At 51.2% G+C, this 23,491-nt stretch carries 23 protein-coding genes; 18 read left to right on the top strand and 5 right to left on the bottom strand.

Translation table 11 applies throughout. The annotated features are described in order from the left end of the window. The first annotated feature begins 17 nt into the window (after positions 1 to 17). The 3 genes from murQ to DFR60_RS11170 are packed head-to-tail and all read left to right on the top strand — an operon-like array spanning position 18 to position 3,450. Positions 18 to 932, top strand: coding sequence for an N-acetylmuramic acid 6-phosphate etherase (gene murQ / locus DFR60_RS11180; RefSeq protein WP_110322980.1), 915 nt, complete (start codon positions 18 to 20; stop codon positions 930 to 932). A 27-nt stretch (positions 933 to 959) separates the two neighbouring features. Continuing rightward, the gene (locus tag DFR60_RS11175) at positions 960 to 2,390 is read left to right on the top strand and encodes a PTS transporter subunit EIIC (protein ID WP_110322979.1); all 1,431 of its coding nucleotides are present in this window, start codon (positions 960 to 962) and stop codon (positions 2,388 to 2,390) included. Between the two features lie 25 nt (positions 2,391 to 2,415). Continuing rightward, a complete protein-coding gene (locus tag DFR60_RS11170; protein WP_110322978.1) occupies positions 2,416 to 3,450 on the top strand; it encodes a MupG family TIM beta-alpha barrel fold protein in 1,035 nt (344 codons plus the stop codon). A 74-nt stretch (positions 3,451 to 3,524) separates the two neighbouring features. Here DFR60_RS11170 and DFR60_RS11165 read toward each other — a convergent pair whose 3' ends face one another. Next, positions 3,525 to 3,974: a cysteine hydrolase family protein gene (locus DFR60_RS11165; protein ID WP_110322977.1), complete on the bottom strand. Its 450-nt coding sequence runs from the start codon at positions 3,972 to 3,974 to the stop codon at positions 3,525 to 3,527. Beyond that, positions 3,971 to 4,813, bottom strand: coding sequence for a P-loop NTPase family protein (locus tag DFR60_RS11160; protein WP_110322976.1), 843 nt, complete (start codon positions 4,811 to 4,813; stop codon positions 3,971 to 3,973). Before DFR60_RS11160 ends, DFR60_RS11165 begins: the two co-directional genes overlap by 4 nt. Positions 4,814 to 5,017: 204 nt before the next feature. Here DFR60_RS11160 and spoIIID point away from each other — a divergent pair, with 204 nt between their 5' ends. After that, complete coding sequence (gene spoIIID, locus DFR60_RS11155; RefSeq protein WP_002601848.1) at positions 5,018 to 5,296, top strand: sporulation transcriptional regulator SpoIIID; 279 nt, start codon at positions 5,018 to 5,020, stop codon at positions 5,294 to 5,296. Position 5,297: 1 nt separating this feature from the next. Here spoIIID and DFR60_RS11150 read toward each other — a convergent pair whose 3' ends face one another. Beyond that, a complete protein-coding gene (locus tag DFR60_RS11150) occupies positions 5,298 to 5,756 on the bottom strand; it encodes a type II toxin-antitoxin system PemK/MazF family toxin (protein WP_110322975.1) in 459 nt (152 codons plus the stop codon). Positions 5,757 to 6,030: 274 nt separating this feature from the next. On the opposite strand from DFR60_RS11150, the gene DFR60_RS11145 reads away from it, so the two are divergent. The 4 genes from DFR60_RS11145 to DFR60_RS11130 all read left to right on the top strand — a co-directional run bounded on the left by DFR60_RS11145 (position 6,031) and on the right by DFR60_RS11130 (position 10,105). Next, positions 6,031 to 6,435 (top strand): protease complex subunit PrcB family protein, encoded by a 405-nt coding sequence (locus DFR60_RS11145; RefSeq protein ID WP_086022245.1) that lies wholly within the window; start codon positions 6,031 to 6,033, stop codon positions 6,433 to 6,435. A gap of 368 nt (positions 6,436 to 6,803) precedes the next feature. Beyond that, positions 6,804 to 7,466: a serine O-acetyltransferase gene (gene cysE, locus DFR60_RS11140; protein WP_029467499.1), complete on the top strand. Its 663-nt coding sequence runs from the start codon at positions 6,804 to 6,806 to the stop codon at positions 7,464 to 7,466. A 76-nt stretch (positions 7,467 to 7,542) separates the two neighbouring features. Next, positions 7,543 to 8,424, top strand: a complete 882-nt coding sequence (locus DFR60_RS11135; protein WP_110322974.1) for a tRNA 2-thiocytidine biosynthesis TtcA family protein — start codon at positions 7,543 to 7,545, stop codon at positions 8,422 to 8,424. A 70-nt stretch (positions 8,425 to 8,494) separates the two neighbouring features. Next, positions 8,495 to 10,105: a DUF3794 and LysM peptidoglycan-binding domain-containing protein gene (locus tag DFR60_RS11130; protein ID WP_110322973.1), complete on the top strand. Its 1,611-nt coding sequence runs from the start codon at positions 8,495 to 8,497 to the stop codon at positions 10,103 to 10,105. 189 nt (positions 10,106 to 10,294) lie between these two features. Here the strand turns inward: DFR60_RS11130 and DFR60_RS11125 are convergent, their stop codons facing one another. Further along, the gene (locus DFR60_RS11125; protein WP_025529148.1) at positions 10,295 to 10,474 is read right to left on the bottom strand and encodes a hypothetical protein; all 180 of its coding nucleotides are present in this window, start codon (positions 10,472 to 10,474) and stop codon (positions 10,295 to 10,297) included. Positions 10,475 to 11,162: 688 nt separating this feature from the next. Between DFR60_RS11125 and DFR60_RS11120 the strand changes: the two genes are divergently transcribed. Continuing rightward, complete coding sequence (locus DFR60_RS11120) at positions 11,163 to 11,420, top strand: GIY-YIG nuclease family protein (RefSeq protein ID WP_110322972.1); 258 nt, start codon at positions 11,163 to 11,165, stop codon at positions 11,418 to 11,420. Between the two features lie 386 nt (positions 11,421 to 11,806). Here DFR60_RS11120 and trhA read toward each other — a convergent pair whose 3' ends face one another. Beyond that, a complete protein-coding gene (gene trhA, locus DFR60_RS11115) occupies positions 11,807 to 12,454 on the bottom strand; it encodes a PAQR family membrane homeostasis protein TrhA (RefSeq protein WP_110322971.1) in 648 nt (215 codons plus the stop codon). Positions 12,455 to 12,672: 218 nt separating this feature from the next. On the opposite strand from trhA, the gene DFR60_RS11110 reads away from it, so the two are divergent. The 9 genes from DFR60_RS11110 to DFR60_RS11070 all read left to right on the top strand — a co-directional run bounded on the left by DFR60_RS11110 (position 12,673) and on the right by DFR60_RS11070 (position 23,442). Continuing rightward, positions 12,673 to 13,407 (top strand): nitroreductase family protein, encoded by a 735-nt coding sequence (locus tag DFR60_RS11110; RefSeq protein WP_110322970.1) that lies wholly within the window; start codon positions 12,673 to 12,675, stop codon positions 13,405 to 13,407. 11 nt (positions 13,408 to 13,418) lie between these two features. Beyond that, on the top strand, positions 13,419 to 14,126 hold the full coding sequence (locus DFR60_RS11105) for an RluA family pseudouridine synthase (RefSeq protein WP_110322969.1): 708 nt from the start codon (positions 13,419 to 13,421) through the stop codon (positions 14,124 to 14,126). A 115-nt stretch (positions 14,127 to 14,241) separates the two neighbouring features. Next, the gene (locus DFR60_RS11100) at positions 14,242 to 15,867 is read left to right on the top strand and encodes an AbgT family transporter (RefSeq protein ID WP_110322968.1); all 1,626 of its coding nucleotides are present in this window, start codon (positions 14,242 to 14,244) and stop codon (positions 15,865 to 15,867) included. A gap of 228 nt (positions 15,868 to 16,095) precedes the next feature. Beyond that, on the top strand, positions 16,096 to 17,130 hold the full coding sequence (locus tag DFR60_RS11095) for a LacI family DNA-binding transcriptional regulator (RefSeq protein WP_110322967.1): 1,035 nt from the start codon (positions 16,096 to 16,098) through the stop codon (positions 17,128 to 17,130). Between the two features lie 113 nt (positions 17,131 to 17,243). After that, positions 17,244 to 18,308: a zinc-dependent alcohol dehydrogenase gene (locus tag DFR60_RS11090; protein ID WP_110322966.1), complete on the top strand. Its 1,065-nt coding sequence runs from the start codon at positions 17,244 to 17,246 to the stop codon at positions 18,306 to 18,308. Continuing rightward, a complete protein-coding gene (locus tag DFR60_RS11085; RefSeq protein WP_110322965.1) occupies positions 18,305 to 19,099 on the top strand; it encodes a sugar phosphate isomerase/epimerase family protein in 795 nt (264 codons plus the stop codon). The genes DFR60_RS11090 and DFR60_RS11085 overlap by 4 nt, the downstream gene beginning before the upstream one ends. 16 nt (positions 19,100 to 19,115) lie before the next feature. Beyond that, positions 19,116 to 20,168: a Gfo/Idh/MocA family protein gene (locus DFR60_RS11080; protein WP_110322964.1), complete on the top strand. Its 1,053-nt coding sequence runs from the start codon at positions 19,116 to 19,118 to the stop codon at positions 20,166 to 20,168. Continuing rightward, positions 20,165 to 22,387 carry a glycosyl hydrolase family 65 domain-containing protein gene (locus DFR60_RS11075; RefSeq protein ID WP_110322963.1) on the top strand — a complete coding sequence of 741 codons (2,223 nt, stop codon included), beginning with the start codon at positions 20,165 to 20,167 and terminating at the stop codon, positions 22,385 to 22,387. The genes DFR60_RS11080 and DFR60_RS11075 overlap by 4 nt, the downstream gene beginning before the upstream one ends. Beyond that, positions 22,369 to 23,442 carry a CdaR family transcriptional regulator gene (locus DFR60_RS11070; protein ID WP_110322962.1) on the top strand — a complete coding sequence of 358 codons (1,074 nt, stop codon included), beginning with the start codon at positions 22,369 to 22,371 and terminating at the stop codon, positions 23,440 to 23,442. Before DFR60_RS11075 ends, DFR60_RS11070 begins: the two co-directional genes overlap by 19 nt. The last annotated feature ends 49 nt before the right edge of the window (positions 23,443 to 23,491 follow it).

The following is a 23,491-nucleotide window of genomic DNA, read 5'->3' as shown; positions in this document are numbered from 1 at the left end:
ATGGAGATTAAAATGGAATGAATTTAGAAGAATTAATGACGGAACAGAGAAATAAAAGAACCATGGATTTGGACGACATGTCGGTGAGAGAGATCCTGGAGGTTATGAATATGGAAGACGCCGGCGTGGTCAACGCGGTGAAGGCGTCTCTGGATTCGATAGAAAGACTGGTAGCACAGGCGGCGAAGACGCTGGCGTCATCGGGGAGAATTATCTACGCCGGAGCCGGAACCAGCGGAAGGCTGGGAATATTGGACGCGGTCGAATGCCCGCCCACATTCGGAGTCTCCTATGACACGGTAGTAGGTGTCATAGCGGGCGGTGAAAATGCCTTTATCCGGGCAAAAGAGGGCGCGGAGGACGATCTGGAGGGCGGAGAGGCGGATTTGAAAAATATCCGATTAAGCTCCGGGGACCTGGTGATCGGGCTTACGGCCAGTGGCAGAACCCCCTATGCGATCGGGGCGGTCCGGTATGCGAAGAGTATCGGATGCTGTACAGGCGCCGTCTCCTGCAATGGAAATGCCGAAATCTCCAAATGCGTGGACATCGCAGTGGAGCTGAAGACGGGACCGGAGATCATCGCGGGATCGACGAGGCTGAAGGCGGGAACCGCGGAAAAGATGGTATTAAACATGATTTCATCGGTCAGCATGATCCAGAACGGAAAGACGTATAAAAACTTCATGGTGGACATGAAATCAACCAACTTCAAGCTGGAGAAGAGGACGGTCAACATCGTCATGAAAGCGGCGGAATGCAGTGAGGAGACGGCGGTTCAAATGCTTGAGGCCGCACACCACGATGCCAAGACAGCCATCGTGATGATTAAGGCTTCAGTCTCCCGCGAGGAGGCGAAGGCTCTGCTGGAAGCGGCCGGAGGCCGGGCAGGCAAGGCGCTGCAGCTTGTAAATCAGGAAATCAGTCAATAGAGGACAGAGGACGAAAGGAGAATTACTATGAAAGAGTACGGGGGGGTAGCGCAGTCGATTATCCAGTATTCAGGAGGCGCTGAGAACATTATCGCGGCGAACAATTGTATGACCAGGGTAAGGCTGGAGCTGGCGGATGCAGATAAAGCGGAGGTTGACCGGATCAAGGGGTTAAAGGGCGTGTTGGGAGTCAATATCGACGCACAGTTCCAGATCATCGTGGGACCTGGAGCTGCCGCAAAGATTACGGAGGAGATCAACAAAATCCTTTCTCCGTCAGGGGCAGTGTCCAACAAGGACCGGGCGAAGGAGATTGCGGCCCACAATAAGGCCGTGATAAAGGAAAAACAGAAGGTTTCCAAGGGAAAGCTGCTTCTTAAGACCATCTCCAATATCTTTATTCCACTGGCGCCTGCATTCATTGCCACCGGACTGATGGCGGGACTTCAGTCCATCGTAGGAACCATGATCAGCGAGGGAATGCTCAGTGCGGATTTCAACCAGTGGGTGACCGTATTAAGGGTGATCAAAGCCGGTGTTCTGTCCTATCTGGTGATCTATGTGGGAATCAACGCGGCCCGGGAATTCAAGACGGACATGGGACTTGGCGGCGCCTTGGGTGCAGTGGCTCTGCTGACCGGAATGAGCGCGGACGCGCCGATCCTCAATATTTTTACCGGTGAGGCACTGCGGTCCGGACAGGGCGGTGTGATCGGCGTGATCCTTGCAGTATGGATTCTGTCGGTCATTCACCGGAAGCTGAGCGACATCATGCCGAAATCCATTGATTTGATTGCAACTTCATTTTTAGCGTTATTTATCTCGGCCCTCATTATGATTTTCTTCATCATGCCGTTTGCAGGCTGGGTATCAGACGGAATCCTGTTCGTAGTAACGAAGCTGCTGGCAATCGGCGGAGCATTCGCCGGATTTATACTGGCTGCGGTCTGGCTGCCGCTGGTTATGCTGGGGCTGCACCATTTTATGACACCGATTCATGTGGAACTGATCAATCAGACCGGAATGACCATACTGCTTCCGATTCTGACCATGGCCGGCGCCGGACAGGTCGGCGCAGCGTTTGCCCTGTGGTTTAAATGCAGAAAGAATAAGCCGCTGACGGACATCATCAAGGGCGGACTTCCGGCAGGTATTCTGGGAATCGGAGAACCGTTAATCTACGGTGTTACGCTTCCTCTTGGAAAGCCGTTTATCACGGCGTGCATCGGCGCGGGATTCGGCGGCGCGTTTATCGGATCGTTTGGCAATGTGGGCGCTACCTCCATCGGAGCAACCGGAATCCTGATGATCCCGCTGATTGCAGACCATAAATGGATGATTTATGTGGGTGGACTGCTGATTTCCTACGCGGTGGGATTTGCGGCGACGTACCTCTTCGGTGTGCCGGCACAGGCCCAGCGGGAAGTGACGGACTTAGAAGATCTCGAGATGGCATAGGAAGCGGGAAACGGAGAGAAAAGACATGTTTGGAGTTACGATTTCACTGACGGAAAAGACTCCGTCGGAATTAACCGGATATTTAGAGAAGATGAAACGCTTAAATGCGGATGTGGTCTTTGCCTCCGTGCAGATTCCGGAAGAAAATGCAGAGACCGTGAAGGAAAACCTGTTTCAGACCGGGGCATACATACGGGAGCACATGCAGGAGTTTGTGGTGGACGTTTCCCCCAGGACCTTCCGGAACTTTTCGGCGGACGAGTTAAAGCAGGCAGGAGTCACAGGCCTGCGGATCGACAATGGGATGAAGGCACAGGAGATCGTCCGGCTTTCGGAGGCCTTTAAGATCGTGCTCAATGCCAGTACGATTGACGACGAGCAGATCGGGGAACTGAAAGACGCCGGATACCGCGGGGATTTTGAGGCGTGGTACAACTATTATCCGAGAAAGAACACCGGACTGGATATCCGCTATTTTGTCCGGAAAAATGAGTGGCTGTTCTCAAGGGGAATCGAGACCGCCGTATTTATCGCCGGGGACAAGGAGATGAGAGGGACGATCTTCGAGGGCCTGCCGACACTGGAGGCTCACCGCACCATGCCGCCGCTGCAGGCATACCTGGAAATGAAGCATCTCTATGGAATAGAAAAGGTGATTCTGGGAGATTTTGGCCTGCAACCGGATACCTTTGGTAAGCTGGAAGAACTGTTTGGCAGCGGGATCATCAGACTGTGCACAGAGAACACGGAAGAGAAGAGCATTCTGAACATGATCCACCATAACCGCGTGGACGTGGCGGCCGATGTCCTTCGTTCCAATGAATACAGGAGAGTGAACCGCAGGCAGTTTGAGCCGGGGCGGACGGGAGCACGGCCGAGAGGCACCATCACCATCGACAACACTGGCTACGGCAGATATATGGGAGAGATGCAGATCGTGCTTACGGAACTTGACGCCGATGAACGGGTTAATGTGGTTTCCAGAGTGGCAGAACGGGAACTGGGCCTTCTGGAATATATCAAAGACTATGAGTACCCGTTTGTTCTGACAGAAGAATAGAGTATTTTACAGAGTGGATTGTTCATGAAAAGAAAACAGGTGGAAAGGAGCACGGCTCCTATCCACCTGTTTCATTAGAGAATGGTAATTCCAGCTTTCGCCAGTTTCTTTTTTCTTTCTTCAAATTTTGTCATATTTTGTACGCCGATGAATTCGCAGGGGAGAGTTACGTGAAAGCCTAATTTACAGGCATCCACAGCACTGGAGGCCACACAGCAGCTGCCATCTATTCCAATGATTTCAATTTCTGTAACAGAGTGCTGATGAAGCAGCTCCAGCAGTCCCGGATCAGAAAATACGCTTGCCTTTTCTTTTAAGATAAGGTGCGGAGAGCTTACGGTAAGACCGTCGGCAAAATCGTAGGCCGTGCTTCCGCTTCTCAATTTCCTGATATTTTTGATGTAGACAACCAGCTCCCCGTTTTCCGCGGCAAGCTGTATCCGGCGGTTGATGTTTGAAACCAGGCCGTCTTCATATTTTTCTATGTATCCTTTCTGGACATCAATAATAAACAGTGCCGTCATCGTTTTCCGCCCTTTTCTTTTTCCTGGTCATCCGGCGAAGCGTTGAAAATGCGCAGCAAATCCGCCATATCATAGTGCTTGCTTTCGATATCAAAGCAGCATCCGGCAGGCAGAAGCTTCATTACTTCGCTCTCCAGCGCGATTCTGCGTTTAAAATGGCTGACCATGCCTTCAAAGTCCTGAATCTGATGCGCTGCTCCATAGGGAGAACGGCTTAAATAATCGATCATCATGAGATACCAGACTTCTTCGCCTTCCGGATTGACCCGCTCTTCTTTGATGGTCTGGATGCACTGCCTGATGTCCGGAGAAACGAGACGGATGAGCTTAAACGCGGATAAATCCAGCAGTGCTGTCAGCTCCCGGTAAAAATCTATAATCTGCTGATCGCTGAACATTGCATACAGCATGAGTTCCTCGATGATATTCTGGAAAAACGAACATTCAAATACATTGCCGTTTGAGTGGAAATCCCGGAATCTCCGCAGGATGATTTCCCGGAATTCGGAAGGATCCTTTCTCCCACCATAGACCTCAAATTTTTCCATGTATTCGTAAAAGTGGTAATTGTCGGTTTTTATTTTCGTATAGGGAACGATGTATTGAACCCCTTCTTTTATGGTATTCCGTTCCACCTCGCCGCGCATATCCGCCAGATCGAGGAGGGACTGCCGGTATGCATCTTCGCTCATATAAGCGCACCAGGCCAGCTCGACAGGGGAGATGTCGCCCTCCCGATATACATGGTAGTCTGTAAAGTGCCGGGACAGGGTGTCTAACAGGGTCGATTTGCCGCTGCCTGGTATTCCCTCGATAAAAATGTTATATGGTTCAGCCATTATGCTGCCTCCTCTCAAAACGCGTGAACGTGTGCAGTAAGTTAATGCCTCTGTTACAGTCTAACTGCAAGTGGGGGGAATGTCAAATACAGCGTGGGGAAAACGCGGTTTGGATGCTTAATTCTGAATTAAGAAAGACGGCATGGCATATTCAATATTCCCCCCGCATAAGATTGTAAAAACGTCCTAAGCAGGGGGATTTTCTTGAAGGAATATATTGAAGAGCGTGCAGTTGCCATAGCCAACTACATCATAGACTATCATGCTACGGTAAGGCAGACGGCGAAGAAATTTGGTATCTCCAAATCTACGGTACATAAGGATGTAACAGACCGTTTAGAGCACATCAATCCTTCCCTGGCAGCCCGGGCTAGAGTGATTCTCGACATCAACAAATCCGAGCGTCACATCCGGGGAGGCCTGGCTACGAAAGAGAAATACCAGCACAGGCTGGCCATGTGCAGCAAAGATTCAGACCGGTAAGTTACGATGACTGCATGGAATACATGCGGGAGGCGACCGCTGTCCGGACCGTCACAGGAGTACGGTCCCGGACAGCGGTCTCTTTTTTTAGCCCGAAGCTGGTGAGAAGTGCGGTGTCCGCCAGTTCCATCTGTCCGGGTGAGAGCTGTCCTATGTACTCTTTTAAGCGGCAGCGGTCGATGGTTCTTACCTGTTCGAGAAGGATGGTGGAATCGCATTTTAAACCGCTTTCCTCTCTGGTGACCGGTACGTGGGTGGGAAGCTTGGCCTTGGTTGTCCTGCTGGTAATGGCCGCGACGATCACGGTGGGGCTGTGACGGTTTCCTGTGTTGTTCTGTACGATCAGTACGGGGCGCAGTCCGCCCTGCTCGGAACCGATTACCGGTGATAAGTCGGCATAGTATAAGTCACCGCGCAGCACAAGTTTTTCTTTATATTTATCTGATAAATGATTCATCATGGTCTCCTCCTGTTAATACATCTATGTCAATAATTTGCGGAAACGGTCCTGGCCCTTGGCGGTTGTCCGTCTCCTGTCGTTCTGTTTATGAGTATTTCCAATGGTCCGGAAGATAAACAGGTTTTCCAATGAAAATTTTAGAAAAAACGGAAGGGGTTACCTTTTGCAGACGGATTTTGGAAAATCCGCATATTCCCCCGCATGGACGAATAAGATAGTAATAATCAACATAAACGGGGAGAGTGCTATGAAGAGTTTATTGAACAGAAAATGGATGCTGTTCATGTGCCTATGCATGTGGGTTCTGGTTGTACGGACACTGAGCGGGTGCAGCATGAGCAAGGATGACGGAAACAAAGTACGGGACCTGGAATTTTCCGTGACAGCGGAAGCAGATATTCCACAGGAGCTAAAGCAGATCATTGCCGAAAAGCAGAAGACGCCGTTCAAGCTGACCTACAGCGACGACCAGAACTTATACATAGTGGTTGGATACGGAAAACAGGATACCGGCGGCTACAGCATCACTGTGAATGAGCTGTATCTGACGGAGAACTCCATCGTACTGGATACGGATCTGCTGGGACCGGAAAAAGGTGAAAGCGGGGGGACGGAACCCTCATTCCCCTTCATCGTCATCAAGACGGAGCTTTCCGAGCTGCCGGTGGTGTTCCAGTAGCCAGGCAGGAGGAAATGCGGCATGTCTAAGAAGAGGAGGCGCCAGACAGTCAAATGACTGTTTGACGCCTTTTTACTATATTTAAAAGGTGTAGAATTGTAAAAAAACGTTAGACAGGCTGGCTAGGTACATCAGCCTTAGTGAAGAAGAGAATGTTTGCAATACCGGAGTATTCAGCTTGGGGCAGTTATTTTGAACGAACGGCTGCATACATTTTTGTTGTATGGAGTTGAAGACGGCGGGAGCAGAGGATCTTTAAATTTCTGGAAATTGTCCTTTTTTCTTTTCACATCATATGATATACTATGGTATACTGTTTCACTAGGAATTAAATGGAAGGAAAATGGAAAGAAAAGGGGACGGATCGTATGATATTAAAGGATATATGGCTTGATGTAAAAGCTGTTCAGGAACGTGACCCGGCGGCTAGGAACGCCTTAGAGGTGCTTCTTCTTTATCAGGGAGTTCACGCACTGATCTGGCACCGGTTTGCACACTGGTTTTATAAGCATAAGATGTTTTTTGCCGCCAGGCTGATTTCACAGATCGCCCGGTTTTTCACACTGATAGAGATTCATCCCGGGGCGCAGCTGGGCCACGGGATCTTAATTGACCATGGCTGCGGCGTGGTGATCGGCGAGACGACGGTAGTCGGAGATAATTGTACGATATACCAGGGCGTTACGTTAGGCGGCGTCGGCTTAAACAAGGGGAAACGCCACCCGACCCTGGGAAGCAACGTGACCGTAGGGGCAGGAGCCAAGATATTAGGGTCCTTCGAGGTGGGAGATAACTGTACCATCGCTGCAAACGCCGTATTGTTAAAGCCGCTTCAGGATAACGTGACGGCAGTGGGCGTCCCGGCCCGGGCTGTCAAGATCGACGGCGTGCCGATTCCCAAAAAGGAAAAGAATCTTGTGACCATGGATCACTACTGCAAGATGGAAGAACGGATCCGGCAGATGGAGGAGACGATCGCGTCCCTTCAGGAAGAACTGGCAAGCGTCAGGGAAAAAGAGAACGCAGAATAGAGAAAAGCAGAATAGAGAAAAGCAGGAAAGAAGAAAAACAGAAACGCAGAAACGCAGACAGGAGCAGGCCGATCAGATGAAGGAACCAAAGACACGCTGCCAGCAGATCGAACGCAGCATTATCAAGAATTACCGCAAGGAAATATGGCGCCCCTTTGTGGAGGCGCTGAATGAATATAAGATGATCGAGGAGGGAGACAACATTGCTGTCTGCATTTCCGGCGGCAAGGACTCCATGCTGCTGGCAAAGTGCATGCAGGAGATTCTCCGCCATGGAAAGATGAAATTCGGGCTTCATTTTCTGGTGATGGATCCGGGATACCATCCGGCGAACCGGAAGCTGATCGAGGAAAATGCAGCCCTGATGGAGATTCCCATCGAGATATTCGATTCCGATATCTTCGACGTGGTGGTAGATGTGGATGAATCCCCTTGCTATCTCTGTGCGCGTATGCGCCGCGGATTCCTCTACGCCCATGCGAAGGAGCTGGGATGCAATAAGATCGCGCTGGGGCATCATTTTGACGATGTGATCGAAACGGTGCTCATGAGTATGCTGTACGGCGGCCAGGTCAACACCATGATGCCGAAGCTTCACAGCACGAATTTTGAAGGGATGGAGCTTCTGAGACCGCTGTATTTTGTGAAGGAGCGGGCAATTATCGACTGGAAGGAAGAGAACGGCCTGCATTTTCTGCAGTGTGCCTGCCGGTTCACGGAGGCCATCGCAAAGGAACGGGCCATGAGAGCCGAAAGTGCCGCGTCAGATGGGATGGCAGGCGGCGATATCGTTCACTCCTCGAAGCGTCAGGAGATGAAGGAGCTGATCGAGGAATTCCGAAAGATCAATCCCAACATTGAAAACAACATTTTCAAGAGCGTAACCAACGTCAACTTAGACGCCTGCATCGGATATGTGAAGAATGGGGAGCGTCATCATTTTCTGGATGAATATTAACGTAATATTGGAACATGCACCTGCATAAACTTTCTTAAAGGAATATAGAAGGTAAGGCAGGTGCTTTTTTATGTTGGAGCTGGTGAAGAAAAACATACATATGAACCGTTGGAAAGGAAACGCCACGTCACAGATAACCCTCGACGATGATTTTATCGTTCCGGATACTATGGACGATGTGGATCAGGTCATACTCGATTCCGGTGAAATCGTCATAGAATCCGTGAAAAACCAGGGAGAACGGGTCCTGGTGCGCGGGAAAATGGATTTTAATGTCTTATACAGGAAGTCAGAGGGAGGACTGCAGGCTCTGGGCGGTTCCATTTCCTTTGAGGAACCCATCAATGTGCCGGGGCTGGAAGAGAAGGACTATGTCCAGCTGGGCTGGGATCTGGAAGATTTAAATGCCGGCATGATCAATTCCAGAAAGCTAAGCATCAAGGCTATCGTTACGCTGGAAGTAAAGGTGGAGACTCTCTACGACGTGGAGGCTGCCGTAGAATTGGACACCGGTATGTCTGGCGCAGGAGCGCCGGCCATGATGGGAGGCGCCAGCGATTTAAATGGAACGCCTCAGGTGGAGGTTCTGCGCCGCAATGTGGATGTGGCCGCGATCGCGGTGCGCCGCAAGGATACATACCGGATCAAGGAGAATTTACAGCTGTCCGGAAATAAGCCGAACATCGATCACATTCTGTGGAGCGAGATGAAGCTCCGCGGCATTACCACCAGGCCGTTAGACGGCAAAATGGTGCTGGACGGGGAGCTGATGGTCTTCGTCATTTACCAGGGAGAAGGGGAAGACGCGCCGGTTCAGTGGCTGGAAGAGAGTATTCCATTTACCGGAGAGCTGGATCTATCCGAGGCTTCCGAGGAGATGGTGCCCTCTGTGTCGGTTCATCTGATTCACCGGGAAATTGAAGCGAAGCCCGATTATGACGGGGAAATGCGGGAGCTCGACGTGGATGCAGTCCTGGAGCTGGATATGAAGCTCTATCGGGAAGAGAGCATGGAACTGTTAAGCGATCTTTACTCCACGAACCGGGAGCTGTCTCTTGAGACGGGAGACGCATGCTTCGACAAGGTGCTCACCAAGAATATGAGCAAATGTAAGATTGCTGAGAAGTTGAACATGGATCACGCGGACCGTATCCTTCAGATCTGCCACAGCGAGGGCGTGGTGAAGATTGACGAGACAGAGGTCAAGGAGGATGGGCTTCACGTGGAGGGCGTGCTGGAGGTAAGTCTGCTCTACCTGACCGCGGACGACAGCCAGCCGATTCAGTCCTCTGTGGAGGTGATTCCGTTCCATTACTTAATCGAGGCGCCGGGGATCAACGAGAAGACCATCTGCCAGCTGGTTCCGGGACTGGAGCAGATGAGTGCCGTGATGATGGGCGGCGGCATGGTGGAGGTGAAGGCTACGATCGCACTGGATTTGCTGGCCCTTCAGCCGGTATGCGAGCAGGTGATCAAAAATGTATCGGAAGCCCCGATGGACTTAAAAAAACTGCAGCAGATGCCGGGAATTGTGGGTTATATCGTCCAGCCTGGAGATTCTCTGTGGAAAATTGCAAAAAAATTCCATACAACGGTGGAAACGATCATGACGACCAATGGGCTGACCGACAGTCTGATCAAGCCGGGAGACCGTCTGCTGCTGGTGAAGGAAATGTCATAGAACGATGGAACGTTTATAAGTGCGGGGCACAGCTGACGGGCTTGGATTTTCAAACACGCTAAAGCCCTGGGCTGTTGTGAGGAAGATCAAAAAGGAGATGGTGCGGCGTATGCGGCAGAATCTCCTTTTTGCTGGTACGAGGCGCTGCTAGTACCGCATTGCGCAATTAATTGTGAATAAAATGCAGTACTAATCCTTTTTGGAGGACTTTGCAGCGCCTTTTTTCCTGCGCGGATTTTTCTCGCAGAAAGGCGGGAACTTCTTCTCTTTCTCGTGATGCTCTCTGCAGGCGCCGCAGTCGCCGTGGCGGGGGCATTTTACCCATTTACAGGGACAGGAGGCGCCTGTTTCGTCATTTTTATTGTCCATGGCAGAAAACGGCCGCTTTGTCGAAAGCATGCCAAAACGAAGCTTCGTGACTGGTTACAGGATTAATATGCGCAGGCTGGGCGGAGACATTCACGGTGTAAACAGATAATTTGCTGCGGTTCACAGCCCTGTCGTCCACTGCTTCCCGGTCTGCCCCGGCTGGCCCATGCGCCGTTTCCAGTTCAAGTTTCGGGGATAAGCATTTCTAAACGTGCAGAATTTTTCTAAAAACCAGGGAAAATTCTCAAACTCGCTGCGCTCAGACAGGTGAGAATTTCCCCTGAACGAAAAATCCTGCGCGTTAAGAATTGCTAATCCCCTGCAAAGTCACTGGAAACGGCGCATAGGCCAGCCGGGGCAGACCGGGAAGCAGTGGACGACAGGGCTGTGAACTGCAACGATAATTCCAGTGGATTTGGAAATTTTGTGTTCACACATCCGCCCCTTCTGTTATATAATATATTATAGCTATGCAGTACCCCAGACGGCGCCATAACGCATCCAGCTGGTGCTTGAAATAGATGACAGGGGAACATTCCTGGGCGGTAGTGACGTGATTGCAAGACGTGATTACCGTTTACATAACATGGAACAGGGCGGCAGATGCAGGACGTCGTCCCAGCGGTTAGATGCGGCAAAGGTGTGAGTGATCGGGAATGTGAAATTTCAGAAACAGGAGCAACGGAAGATGAATTATACATATTTGTTGAAATGTGCAGACGATACGCTGTACTGCGGCTGGACAAACCAGCTGGACAAGCGCTTAAAGGCGCACAACGACGGGAAGGGCGCCAAGTACACCAAGGCGCGCAGGCCGGTGTCTCTGGCGTATTATGAGATCTTTGAGACGAAAGAGGAGGCAATGAGGCGTGAGGCCGCAATCAAGAAGCTATCCAGGAAGGACAAGCTGGAGCTAGTACAGCATTGCGTAAATTCCTATGATTAAATTACCCGCTATCCGCGCCATGTGCACATCTGCGAAGCTAGCCGTAGGGTGCGCTACGCCGTCGCTCCGCAGACGCACACCTGACACGAATATCAGGCAATTTAATCACAGTTACTTACGCAATGCTGTACTAGTGGCTGGCAGACCGCTGTAGTACGGGTACTGCACTGTGTGATGAATGGTAAACCGGCAGAGGTATCAGGACAAATAAAAACCGCAGTTCTCTTCGGATTATTGGAAAAGAACTGCGGTTTTTTGTAATAGGAAAGTGCCCTTATTACATAAAATGCCTTCCGACCAGGATGTGCACTTCGCGCCAAGGAAATATGGTTGCTGAAGCAGCCGCGCTCCGGCGCGTGAGTCCAGCGGGCCGGACTCTTTTTTTCTTATGCTACAAACTGATACATCATAATGTAGTGGCAGAGACTGCCGCCCATGACGAATAGGTGGAAAATCTCATGAGAGCCGAAATACTTATGCTTCGAGTTGAAGATCGGCAGCTTCAGCGCATAGATGATACCACCCACCGTGTAGATGATACCGCCGGCCAGAAGCCAGCCAAATGCAGCTCGCGGAAGTGCATTGATGATCTTTGTAAATGCCAGGACGCATACCCAGCCCATGGCGATGTAGAGTACAGAGGAGAACCATTTGGGACAATAGATCCAGCAGGCCTTGATGACAATACCGGCTATGGCGATTCCCCATACCAGTGCCAGAAGTCCCCAGCCGGTCCGGTCACCCAGAACGATTAAGCAGACCGGAGTATACGTTCCGGCAATCAGTATAAAAATCATCATGTGGTCAATTTTCTTTAGAATTCTGTTTACATTTGGAGAAATATCCAGTGTGTGATAGATGGTGCTCGCCGCATAAAGAAGGATCATACTGATGATAAATATAGACAGGGCAGCGAGGTGGAGGCTGTCGTCGGCCGACGCTTTTAAGAGAAGCGGTGTGGCGGCAAACAGTGCCATGAGCATGCCTATAAAATGTGTGATTGCGCTTCCGGGGTCCTTGATTTTAAATTTCATAATGGTCTCCTCCTTGTCGATTAATGAAAATTATATAATGTAGTTTTCAAAACTACATGTTCTCTTTTTATATACTATACAACTTGTGAGAGAAAAATGCAATGGATTTGCAAAAATTTTTAAGAAAATAAAGTACAAGAAAAAATAAGATTATACTGAAATAATTTAAAAAACAGTGTAATATACTTATATACTTTATGCAGGGAGGAAATTACAATATGAATCAGACTATACAGGAATTATATGAGCGAAAATCCGTTCGCGCCTACGAGGAACGGCCCATCGAACCGGAGAAGAAGGAGATGATAATTCGGGCGGCGATCCAGGCTCCAAGCGCAGGCAATATGACACTTTACTCTATTATAGATGTGACGGATCAGAAGCTCAAGGATACGCTGGCGGTTACCTGTGACAATCAGCCATTTATTGCCAAAGCACCGATGGTGCTGGTATTCTGTGCCGATTACCAGAAATGGTACGACCTGTTTTTACAGCATGAGGAGGAAGTCAGAAAGCCGGGCATGGGAGATTTTATGCTGGCCTCCTGCGACGCACTGATCGCCGCCCAGAACGCGGTGGTGGCGGCTTCTGCCCTGGGAATTGGATCCTGTTATATTGGAGATATTATGGAGCGGTACGAGACGCACAGGGAGCTGTTTCATCTGCCGAAGTATGTGGTGCCGACCGCCATGGTAGTGTTCGGCTACCCTACAAAGCAGCAGCAGGAGCGCGAGAAGCCGGTTCGTCTTCCGGAAGCGGCGGTGGTATCTGAGAATACATACCGTCAGATGGAAGCAGAGGAGTATGCATCGGTTTTGTCTGACCGCCAGGGAAAGACAGAAGAAGAATTTGACCGCTGGCTGCGTGCATTCTGTAAGCGGAAATGGAATTCGGATTTCAGCGCGGAGATGAGCCGGTCCGTGGGAGTGATGATGAAGGAATGGGCTGAGTAGGGAAGGAAAACATGAATATACTGTATGAGGATGACCAGATCATTGTTGTGGAAAAGCCGGTGGGTATTGAGTCGCAGTCCAACCGGACCTTTGAGCCGGACATGGTCAGTGAAGTGAAGAAACATATCAACAGTTTGTCCCCAAAAAAGGGAGAGCCATATGTGGGAGTTATCCACAGGCTGGATAAGCCGGTTGGTGGAATACTTGTTTTTGGAAAAACAAAGGAAGCTGCGGGGGCTTTAAGTAAGCAGGTTTCCGGGCATCAGATGGAGAAAACGTATCTGGCTGTTATTTGTGGAAAACCTGTGGATAACTTTGGGACGTACGTGGATTATTTGTGGAAAGACGGGAAAAACAATATTTCTAAAATTGTGGATAAGGGGATAACCGATGCGAAGAGGGCGGAATTAAGCTATCGGGTCCTGGAGGAGCTGGAGGGAGAGGAGGGCCCGCTCTGCCTCGTGGAAATCGATTTGAAGACAGGACGCCACCATCAGATCCGCGTTCAGTTTTCCGGACATGGGACTCCGCTTTTAGGCGATTTGAAATACAATCCGGCTGGACCGAAGGTGGCAGGCCAGAGAAACGTGGCTCTCTGCGCCTGGAAGCTTGCCTTTACTCATCCGGGGAATAAAAAGAAGATGGAGTTTACGGTAAAGCCGCAGGGGACGGTATTTAATAAGTTTGGCACAGTGTCTGAGTATCAGTCAATGCGTTGAAGTAAGGTGTTGTGCCAGACAGAAGAAATACGCGCGGAAAAGTAAAGTAAAATGCATACATAACTATACCTCATTCTGGTAAAAATAGAAAAGACCGAGGAGGTGTTTATTCTATATGAAACAGAATGAAGGGAAAAAGGAAAGAAAATCATTGGTTTTCCGTTTCCTCAATACCGTAGAGCAAGTGGGCAACCGGCTGCCTCATCCGATTACTATGTTCGCAGCGCTTGCCCTTTTTATCGTCTTTTTATCGGGAATCCTGGCAGCGGCCGGGATTTCGGCGGAAGGCGAAGTGATAGACAGTACGACAATGGAAGTGACGACGCAGACCGTGTCGGTGGTCAGCCTGATGGACCGCGACGGTCTCGTATATATGCTGACTCATATGGTAACCAATTTTACGGAGTTTGCTCCGCTGGGCGTTGTTCTGGTGACTATGCTGGGCGTTGGCTGCGCGGAGGGCAGCGGATACTTGTCCGCGCTGCTGAAGAAGACGGTGTCGGTGACGCCCGCGAAGCTGGTGACGCCCATGTTAGTATTTCTCGGTGTCATGTCTAATGTGGCTTCGGACGTAGGGTATGTGGTGCTGATTCCATTGGGAGCAATGGTGTTTCTGGCATGCGGCCGCCATCCGATCGCCGGAATTGCCGCGGCGTTTGCCGGTGTGTCCGGCGGCTTCTCCGCCAATTTGCTGATCGGCACGCTGGATCCCATGCTGGCCGGAATCAGCACGGAGGCAGCCCAGCTGGTCTCCCCCGGCTACGTCGTGGAGCCGTCCGCAAACTGGTATTTTATGATCGTGTCCACCTTTTTGATCGTGGCGCTGGGCAGCTGGGTGACGGACCGGATCGTGGAACCGCGTCTGGCTGGAGGCGTAAAACAGACTTACGGGGAAGGAAGCGAAGGCGGCGCGGCCGATGGATTGTCCGGCCGACCGGCCGATTCCCCATCCGATCGGTCGGCCGTGTCTCTGACCAGTCGGGAGAGAAAGGCACTCCGACTCGCCAATATAAGCTTTCTTGTGCTGGCCGCGGCGATCGCCCTGCTGGCATGGCCGCAGAATTCCTTTTTCAGGAACCCGGAGACGAAAAGTCTGATTTCCTCTTCTCCGTTTATGACGGGCCTGATCGTGCTGATCGCCCTGCTGTTCTTCGTGCCTTCCGTGGTTTACGGCCGTGTTTCCGGCGTATACAAAGGCGAGAAGGATGTCTGCGCCCAGCTGGGAAGCAATATGGAGGCCATGGGCGGTTATATTGCGCTGTCATTTGCGGCGGCTCAGTTTATCAGTTACTTTAATTATACGAAGCTGGGGACGATCCTGGCGCTGAAGGGGGCAGACGTTCTGGGCCATATCGGGGCAGGAGGGCCGGTTCTGATGGTGCTTTTTATTCTGCTGGCAGCGGTCATCAACCTGTTCATGGGCTCCGCCTCCGCCAAATGGACGATTCTGGCGCCGGTTTTCGTACCCATGTTTATGCTGCTGGGCTACTCGCCGGAGCTGGTCCAGGTGGCGTACCGCATCGGGGATTCTGCTACCAACCTGATCACGCCGCTGATGGCCTACTTTGCCATGGTGGTGGTGTTTGCTAAGAAGTATGATGACAATTCCGGGATCGGGACTCTGGTATCCACCATGCTTCCATACTGCATCTGTTTCCTGATCGGCTGGTCGCTGCTGCTCATCCTGTGGATGGGGGCAGGACTGCCTCTGGGACCGGGAGCGGGCCTGATGATTTCATAGGAAAATGAGAGAGAGCCGGAGCTGGGCGCGCTGGAAGAAAAGCGCCGGGGTCCGGCTCTCTTTTTCAGAGGCCGCCGCCCCTTTGTGCATCTGCACAATCGCCGAATGAGAATTCAAATAAATGCATAAAGAATGCCCTGGCAAATTGACAAAGAAAATGGTTTGTTTTAAAATGACAACGTAGGACAAAATGAAACGGGACACAGGACAAAATGATACGGAGAGAGGGTGGTTGAGATTCAAAAAGCAAATATGATGCAGATTGCCGAGCACTGCGGCGTGTCTTTGAAGACGGTGTCCAGGGTATTAAATCATCCCGAGCAGGTGAGTCCGAAGACGAGGGACGCGGTGCGGAAATCGATGGAGCAGTGCGGCTTCCAGGTAAACCTTCTGGCCAAAGGTTTAAAACAGAACAGAACCAATATCATCATTGTTTTTCTGGACAAGCACAACGGCGATTATATGAACTTATGGAGAAGCGAGATGCTTAAGTATCTGTTCCGCTATTCCAGCGGCATCGGTTTGAAGATCATTGTGTCTCCATCCGACAGCCACGGTTTTCTGGAAGATGAGACGGATGGATTTTACCTGCTTTCCAGTGGTATCGCCGACGGCGCCATACTGCTGGAACATATGGCTGAAGATCAGAGAATCGAGTATTTGAAACGGACCGGAACTCCGTACGTAGTCCTCGGACAGCCGGAGGAACAGGATATTCCGGCGGTCAGCCTTGATAACTTCGATGTGGGGTTAAAGGGAGGCGGATACTTAAAAGAGAAAGGCTTCAAAAAGATTTGTTACCTGACCAATGACGCGAATTTCTATTCTACGAAGCTGCGTGTCGGCGGCTTTTTAAAGGCAGTCCCGGAAGGCCGCGTCGTCTACGGCGTGAAAGACGCAAAGACCGCGTACGAAAGAACCAGGGAACTGCTGCAGGAAGGGGCAGCGGACAGTATCTTCACAAATGGAGACAACCGGTTCCTGGGAATCTACAGGGCTGCGGCCGAGTTCGGATACAGAATTCCCCAGGATTTGGGCGTGTTGTCGGCAGACGATCTGGCCGTCAACGAGGAAGCATATCCGTCCCTGTCGTCTCTGGGTCAGGACTTTGAAGGTTTGGCGGAGAACTGCATCACCCTGCTCCAGTCCCTTCTTCAAAAGAGGCAGTGTCATGAGGCACTGATCCGCGAGCAGATTTTTCTGCCATCCACCATTAAGGAACGGGAATCGACCAGAATAACCGGCACAGCCGGGACAGAATAAAGAAAATGTTACCATTCACGGCCCCGCCTGCCCTGCGCTGTCCGGTCTGGGCCATGAATAGTAACAAGAAAATCAAAAAAGTATATTTAATAGAAGAGTTTGGAGGAAGCATCATGAAGAAACTTGTAGCTACGGCGCCGAGAGTAGCCGAATTAAAGGATTATGAGGACAGACCGATTCAGTGCAACGAAGTGAGAGTGAAGGTAGAGTTTGCCGCACCGAAGCATGGAACGGAGTTAGCCGATTTCAGAGGCACAACACCATTTATCGATGGAAAATTTGATAATGACTGGAAGGTATTTGTGGAGAGAGACGCGGATGAGCCGCGCGGAATTGAGTTCGGCGATCTTCCTATCGGTAATATGTTTGTCGGAACCATCATTGAGGCAGGCGCTGATGTTACGGAATATGCGGTGGGCGACAGAGTGTGTTCCTACGGACCGATCAAGGAGACAGAGATTGTCAATGCCGTGGACAACTATAAGCTGAGAAAGATGAGCAGGGAAGCTTCCGCGAAAAACGCCGTCTGCTACGATCCGGCGCAGTTCGCATTGGGCGGAATCCGTGACGCCAATGTCCGCTCCGGCGACAATGTGGTCGTGATCGGACTGGGCGCCATCGGACAGCTGGCGGTACAGATGGCAAAGAAGTCAGGCGCCTCCATTGTGATTGCGGTAGACCCCATTGAAAAGAGAAGAGAGATCGCAGGAAAGTACGGCGCCGATTACTGCTTCGACCCGGCCGCCTGTGACGTGGGATACGAGATAAAACGCATTACCGGAAAGATGGGTGCGGATGCGATTCTGGAGACCAGCGGCAGCGTGCAGGCCCTTCAGTCCGCGTTAAAGGGGCTGGCTTACGGCGGAACCATCGCCTATCTGGCATTTGCAAAGCCATTTCCGGCGGGACTCTGGCTGGGACAGGAAGCTCATTACAATTACGGCAAGATCGTTTTCTCGAGAGCGTGCAGCGAACCGAATCCAGATTATCCGAGGTGGAACAGAAAGAGAATCGAGGATGTGGTCTGGGATATGCTGATGAGCGGATATTTAGACTGCTCCGAGATCATTGATCCGGTCGTAAAATTTGAGGATTCAGCAGAGGGCATCTGCATTTATATGGATAAAGAACAGGAAAAGAGCATAAAGATGGGCGTTACATTTGGAGGTGAAGAATGATGCTGCTTGGTACACAGGACAGGGATTTTTTCCCGCAGGACTTAACAGAAAAATTTAAATTTGTAAAATCAATCGGCTTTGAGTGCTTCGAGATCGATGGAAAGGTACTGATGGAAAAGCCGGACGAAATCAAACGTGCGATCCAGGCTTCCGGTCTTCCGGTCTCCAGCGCCTGCGGCGGATACCGCGGCTGGATCGGCGATTTTATCGAGGAGAAGAGACTGAACGGCATCGCTGATTTGAAGGTGATTATCAGGAATTTAAAGGAAGTGGGAGGAACCGGCGTGGTGGTTCCTGCGGCCTGGGGCATGTTTACATACCGCCTTCCTCCGATGGTATCTCCGAGAAGCCGGGAAGGAGACAGAAAGGCAATTCTGGATTCCTTGAGCCAGCTTGAGGAGACGGCGAAGGAGTGCGGAATCTACATCTACTTAGAGCCGTTAAACCGGTATCAGGACCATATGTTAAATACGACGGAAGACGCAGTTTCCATCATCGACGAAGGAAAATTTGAGATGGTGAAGATTACGGGCGATTTCTATCATATGTCCATCGAGGAGGATGATATCTCCGAGACGCTGGAAAAATATAAGGATTATATCGGCCATATCCACATCGCGGAGAATCACAGATACCAGCCGGGCACCGGAAGCATTGATTTCAGACGCCATATGGAGACATTAAAGAGAATTGGATATGACGGCGCGGTTGTGAATGAGGGAAGAATCCGCGGGGAAGATCCACTGAAGGTCTATGTGGATTCGATTGCTTATATGAAGCAGTTTATGTAAAAGCAGGGAGCAGGCCATGAGCAAACTTAGGGTAGCAGTTATCGGGTCCGGGCAAGTAGCCCGGACCTCCCATATCAATCATTATAAGAGCCTCCCGGACGTGGAGGTAAGCGCGGTCTGCGATGTGAATCAGAACGCGGCGAAAATGGCGGCCGATGAGTTTCAGATTCCCTCCTGGTATGCGGACGCCGGGACCATGCTTGAGGAGATCCGGCCGGACGCGGTCAGCATCTGTGTGCCGAACAAGTTTCACTGTGACATGACGTGTCTCTGCCTGGAACACGGCTGCCACGTCCTGTGTGAGAAGCCGCCGGCAATCACGGAGGAAGAAGCGGAGAAAATGCGGGATACCGCAAGGCGGTGCGGTAAGATTTTAACGTTCGGGTTTCATTTCCGCCATGCGGAAAAGATCGCCTTTCTGAAGAGAAAGATCGAAGCCGGTGAGATGGGAACTTTGTACGCCGGCGATGTAACATGGCTTCGTAGAAGAGGAATTCCGGGATGGGGCAATTTTACAAACCTGGAGATGCAGGGAGGCGGTCCGCTGATCGATATCGGCGCTCACATGCTGGATCTGGCTGCCTGGCTGCTGGACTACCCGGAAGTATCCTATATCTGCGCCTCCTCCTCAGATCTGATCGGAAAACAGGGCGGAACGGGCTTTATGGGAAGCTGGGACGGCGCCAGATTCGGCGTGGAGGACGGCCTGTTCGGATTCATTCAGTTTTCCAACGGCGGTTCCTTACATGTAAGAACCTCGTTTGCGGTCAATATCGCCGATAAGGAAGAGAGAAATGTCCGCCTGTACGGCAGCAAACGGGGAATCAGCGTATTTCCCTTAGGAATCTACGGTGATGAGGACGGACAGTCTGTGAACACGGTCTATCCCTTTGATGAGACGAAGGACTGGCATTACGACTGCATCAGAAACTTTGTGGAGAGCTGCATGGGCCGGGCGGATATTCTTGTCACGCCGGATCAGGCCGTCTATGTGCAGAAGCTGATTACCGGTTTATACCGATCCGCCGGAACGGGAAGACCGGTCATATATGGGAATGGAAATCTATGATCTATTATAAAACAGAGGAGAAGGAAAAGGGATTCCGTTTTTATGAACCGGAACGGAATCCCGATTATAACAGAAAGACAGAAGCCGTTTTCGCACAGTGCAACGGCTTTCTGGGCATCCGGGCGTCCTTTGAGACGAAGCAGCTCGATGAGTCGAGGGGAACCTTTATCGGAGGCCTGTACCATAAGGCTGGTGTCCATGAGGTGACGGAGCTGGTGAACTGCCCTGATGTCACCGAATTTAGAATCCGTATCAATGGGGAGAACCTGCGGCTGGATTCCTGCCGTCTGACGGATTACGACCGCTCTCTGTATACAAGATACGGAGAGCTGGAGAGCCGGATCGGATGCGAAATGAAGGCGGCCGGTGGTGTCACACTTACCTCCAGGAGATTCGCATCTGTGGACAACCGGCGTCTGTTCTGCCATCAGCTGTCTGTCTCCTGTGAGAATGGCGGTATTCTGGAGCTTTCCACCGGAATCAACGGCCAGATTACCAACAGCGGTGTGTCCCATTTCGACCGTATGGAGGCCAGAGTATTTGAAAAAAGCCGGATGTTCCTGGAATGCGGATGCGACGACGGGCAGATACTATCTGTGATGACGGTATGCAGCACAGGCGAAAGCCGTGAGACGGCGGCATTTCATCTGGAACGGAGAGGAATCTATCAGGACTTTAAAAAAGAACTTCGGCCGGGAGAGGTGTGGACAATCTATAAATATACGCTGTTTTATGTGGAAAACGGCGAAGAATCTTCTGAAAAGACGGCCGGTCAGACCGTGATGGAGATGACGGATGCCCTGACGGAAGCGCAGGAGGCAGGCTTCGGCGGGCTGAACCGCCGCCACAGAGAGGCGTTTGACCGATTCTGGGATATGGCGGCCATTGAGATCACCGGGGCTTCGAAAGAAGAGCGGGCTGCCGTGGAATTCGCAGAGTATCATCTGGCGGGCATGGTTCCCTGGGACGGATGCTCCTGCAGCGCGGCTGCAAAGGGGCTGACCGGCGAAGGCTATAAGGGACATGTCTTCTGGGATACGGAGATCTTCATTATGCCATTTTTTATTTATATGTTCCCGGAGACAGCGAGGAATCTGCTGCTTTACCGGTACCACGGCCTTGCAGGGGCGCGGAAGAAGGCAGAAGAGTACGGATACTCCGGAGCCATGTATCCCTGGGAGGCGGCGTCCTCCGGCGAGGAGGAGACACCTCTTTACGCGGCAATCGACATCCATACGGGAAAGGCCGCGAAGGTATGGTCGGGAATCAAGGAGCACCATGTGACCGCGGATATCATTCATGGGCTGATCTCTTACTATCAGGCGACCGGTGACCGGGAATTTATGGAGCGGTATGGATGCCGGATGATTCTGGAGACCGCTGTGTTCTGGCACAGCAGAGCCGTCTGGAACGAGGAGAAGGGCCGTCTCGAGATTCGTGATGTGATCGGTCCGGATGAGTACACGGAGCATGTGGACAATAACGCATATACCAACTACATGGCTTACGAAAATGTAAAAGCGGCGGCAGATGTTCTGGCCTCCTGGAAACACCCACTGGCGGATGCCTACCGGGAAGAAGGATGGGGCGGGCGGTTTGACCAATTCCTGCGCTGCATCTATCTGCCGGAGCCGAATGGTGAGAAGATCATTCCGCAGGACGACACCTTCCTCAGTAAAAAGAAGCTGCCGGACATTGGGAAATACAGGACTGCGGACGTGCGCCAGCTGATCTTAAAGGACTATAGCCGAAGCCAGGTGGTGGACATGCAGGTACTGAAACAGGCGGATGTAGTCATGCTGCTGGAGCTTCTGCCAGGCCGGTTTGACGCAGAAACCGTTAAGAAAAACGTGGAGTTTTACGAGGCACTGAACACTCACGATTCCTCCTTAAGCCTCTGTGCACACGCCGAGGCGGAGGCCGTGATTGGGGAAATGGACATGGCGATGAAATTTTTCCGTCAGGCGATGGAGATCGATCTCTGCGAGGGATATAAGGATTCTGCGGAAGGAATTCACGCCGCATCGCTGGGCGGGATCCTTAACTGCATCCTGAGGGGATTTGCAGGGATGAAAACGGATGGCGGAACGTATCGGTTTACTCCGCATCTGCCGGACCACTGGCAGTCCATGCGTTTTTCCTTTATGGATCATGGAAAGAAGAAAACGGCCGTGGTGACCAGAGAGGGGACGGAGATCACATGTACGAAAATTATCTGAATACGGAGAATGCACAAAAGATTGCAGACGGGATTATGAAAATCATCCCCTGCAATATCAACATTACAGACACGGCCGGAGAGATTCTTGCGAGCGGTGACAAAAGCACGCTGGGAACTCTTCACAAGGGAGCGCTGACCGCGCTGAAGCGGAAGGAAGCCTACGTGATATACGAGAATACTCCCACAGAACAGAGGGGAATCAGCCTTCCGATTATCTATAACAACAGCATACTGGGCGTGATTGCGATCGGCGGGGACGTGGAAGAAGTGATGCCCATCGGGCAGATCTGTTTATCCATCGCGGTTTTGACCATTGAAAACCGTCTGCTGAGCGATATGTCCTCCATTAAGGAAAGCCGTCTGAAGGATTTCCTGTACGAATGGATCGGCTTAAGCAAGGAACAGTACGACGACGCATTTTACGATCAGGCGGCGTATTTAGGCATCGATATGAAGATTCGGAGAACCGCTGTCGTCATAACCAGCAGCAGAATCCGATACAGCATCATTGAAACCATAAAAAGCCATCTGGCGGCGGGAGAGTATATCGTGCGTCAGGGTATGGAGGAGGTCCTGATTCTGTTCCGGTCGGATAAAAGGCTGGAATCGCGTCTGGAGAAAATACTGGATATCAGCAAAGACCTGGAGAACTGTTATATTGGTGAATCCGATGTCATTGCCAGCAGAACGACGAACTCCGTCATGCAGACGTTTCACATAGCCAGGGCGCTGAATATCCGCAAACGGATTCTGTGCTACCACGAGGTTTCGCTGGAATGTCTTCTCAATAATATAGAAGTGACCAGGGAGCTGGAAGAGATCCTGAAGCTTCTGGAGGAACGGGATGTGGACGGCGTCTTGAAGGAGACGATAGCCGCTTACGTGGAAGACAACGATAACTATGCCCAGATCTGTGATAAGCTTCATATTCACCGCAATACGTTAAACTATCGTCTGGCAAAGATCGAAGAGCTGCTGAACCGGAATCCAAGACGGGCGAAGGATTTGATGATGCTCTATATCGCTGTGATTAAAATGGGCGGGGAGAAGTAGAAACGGCAATTGTGCAAATGCACAAAAGCGCGGCCCGGGTTTGGGCGCC

Source organism: Hungatella effluvii, from assembly GCF_003201875.1.
Classification (GTDB): domain Bacteria; phylum Bacillota; class Clostridia; order Lachnospirales; family Lachnospiraceae; genus Hungatella; species Hungatella effluvii.
Note: the sequence above shows the minus strand (reverse complement) of the source record. Positions and strands in the feature narration are given on the sequence as shown.

Excerpts from the sequence above, each read along its gene's own strand:
- murQ (WP_110322980.1), top strand. The coding sequence starts at position 18 with ATGAATTTAGAAGAATTAATGACGGAACAGAGAAATAAAAGAACCATG.
- DFR60_RS11175 (WP_110322979.1), top strand. The coding sequence starts at position 960 with ATGAAAGAGTACGGGGGGGTAGCGCAGTCGATTATCCAGTATTCAGGA.
- DFR60_RS11170 (WP_110322978.1), top strand. The coding sequence starts at position 2,416 with ATGTTTGGAGTTACGATTTCACTGACGGAAAAGACTCCGTCGGAATTA.
- DFR60_RS11165 (WP_110322977.1), bottom strand. The coding sequence starts at position 3,974 with ATGACGGCACTGTTTATTATTGATGTCCAGAAAGGATACATAGAAAAA.
- DFR60_RS11160 (WP_110322976.1), bottom strand. The coding sequence starts at position 4,813 with ATGGCTGAACCATATAACATTTTTATCGAGGGAATACCAGGCAGCGGC.
- DFR60_RS11150 (WP_110322975.1), bottom strand. The coding sequence starts at position 5,756 with ATGATGAATCATTTATCAGATAAATATAAAGAAAAACTTGTGCTGCGC.
- DFR60_RS11145 (WP_086022245.1), top strand. The coding sequence starts at position 6,031 with ATGCTGTTCATGTGCCTATGCATGTGGGTTCTGGTTGTACGGACACTG.
- cysE (WP_029467499.1), top strand. The coding sequence starts at position 6,804 with ATGATATTAAAGGATATATGGCTTGATGTAAAAGCTGTTCAGGAACGT.
- DFR60_RS11135 (WP_110322974.1), top strand. The coding sequence starts at position 7,543 with ATGAAGGAACCAAAGACACGCTGCCAGCAGATCGAACGCAGCATTATC.
- DFR60_RS11130 (WP_110322973.1), top strand. The coding sequence starts at position 8,495 with ATGTTGGAGCTGGTGAAGAAAAACATACATATGAACCGTTGGAAAGGA.
- DFR60_RS11125 (WP_025529148.1), bottom strand. The coding sequence starts at position 10,474 with ATGGACAATAAAAATGACGAAACAGGCGCCTCCTGTCCCTGTAAATGG.
- DFR60_RS11120 (WP_110322972.1), top strand. The coding sequence starts at position 11,163 with ATGAATTATACATATTTGTTGAAATGTGCAGACGATACGCTGTACTGC.
- trhA (WP_110322971.1), bottom strand. The coding sequence starts at position 12,454 with ATGAAATTTAAAATCAAGGACCCCGGAAGCGCAATCACACATTTTATA.
- DFR60_RS11110 (WP_110322970.1), top strand. The coding sequence starts at position 12,673 with ATGAATCAGACTATACAGGAATTATATGAGCGAAAATCCGTTCGCGCC.
- DFR60_RS11105 (WP_110322969.1), top strand. The coding sequence starts at position 13,419 with ATGAATATACTGTATGAGGATGACCAGATCATTGTTGTGGAAAAGCCG.
- DFR60_RS11100 (WP_110322968.1), top strand. The coding sequence starts at position 14,242 with ATGAAACAGAATGAAGGGAAAAAGGAAAGAAAATCATTGGTTTTCCGT.
- DFR60_RS11090 (WP_110322966.1), top strand. The coding sequence starts at position 17,244 with ATGAAGAAACTTGTAGCTACGGCGCCGAGAGTAGCCGAATTAAAGGAT.
- DFR60_RS11085 (WP_110322965.1), top strand. The coding sequence starts at position 18,305 with ATGATGCTGCTTGGTACACAGGACAGGGATTTTTTCCCGCAGGACTTA.
- DFR60_RS11080 (WP_110322964.1), top strand. The coding sequence starts at position 19,116 with ATGAGCAAACTTAGGGTAGCAGTTATCGGGTCCGGGCAAGTAGCCCGG.
- DFR60_RS11075 (WP_110322963.1), top strand. The coding sequence starts at position 20,165 with ATGATCTATTATAAAACAGAGGAGAAGGAAAAGGGATTCCGTTTTTAT.
- DFR60_RS11070 (WP_110322962.1), top strand. The coding sequence starts at position 22,369 with ATGTACGAAAATTATCTGAATACGGAGAATGCACAAAAGATTGCAGAC.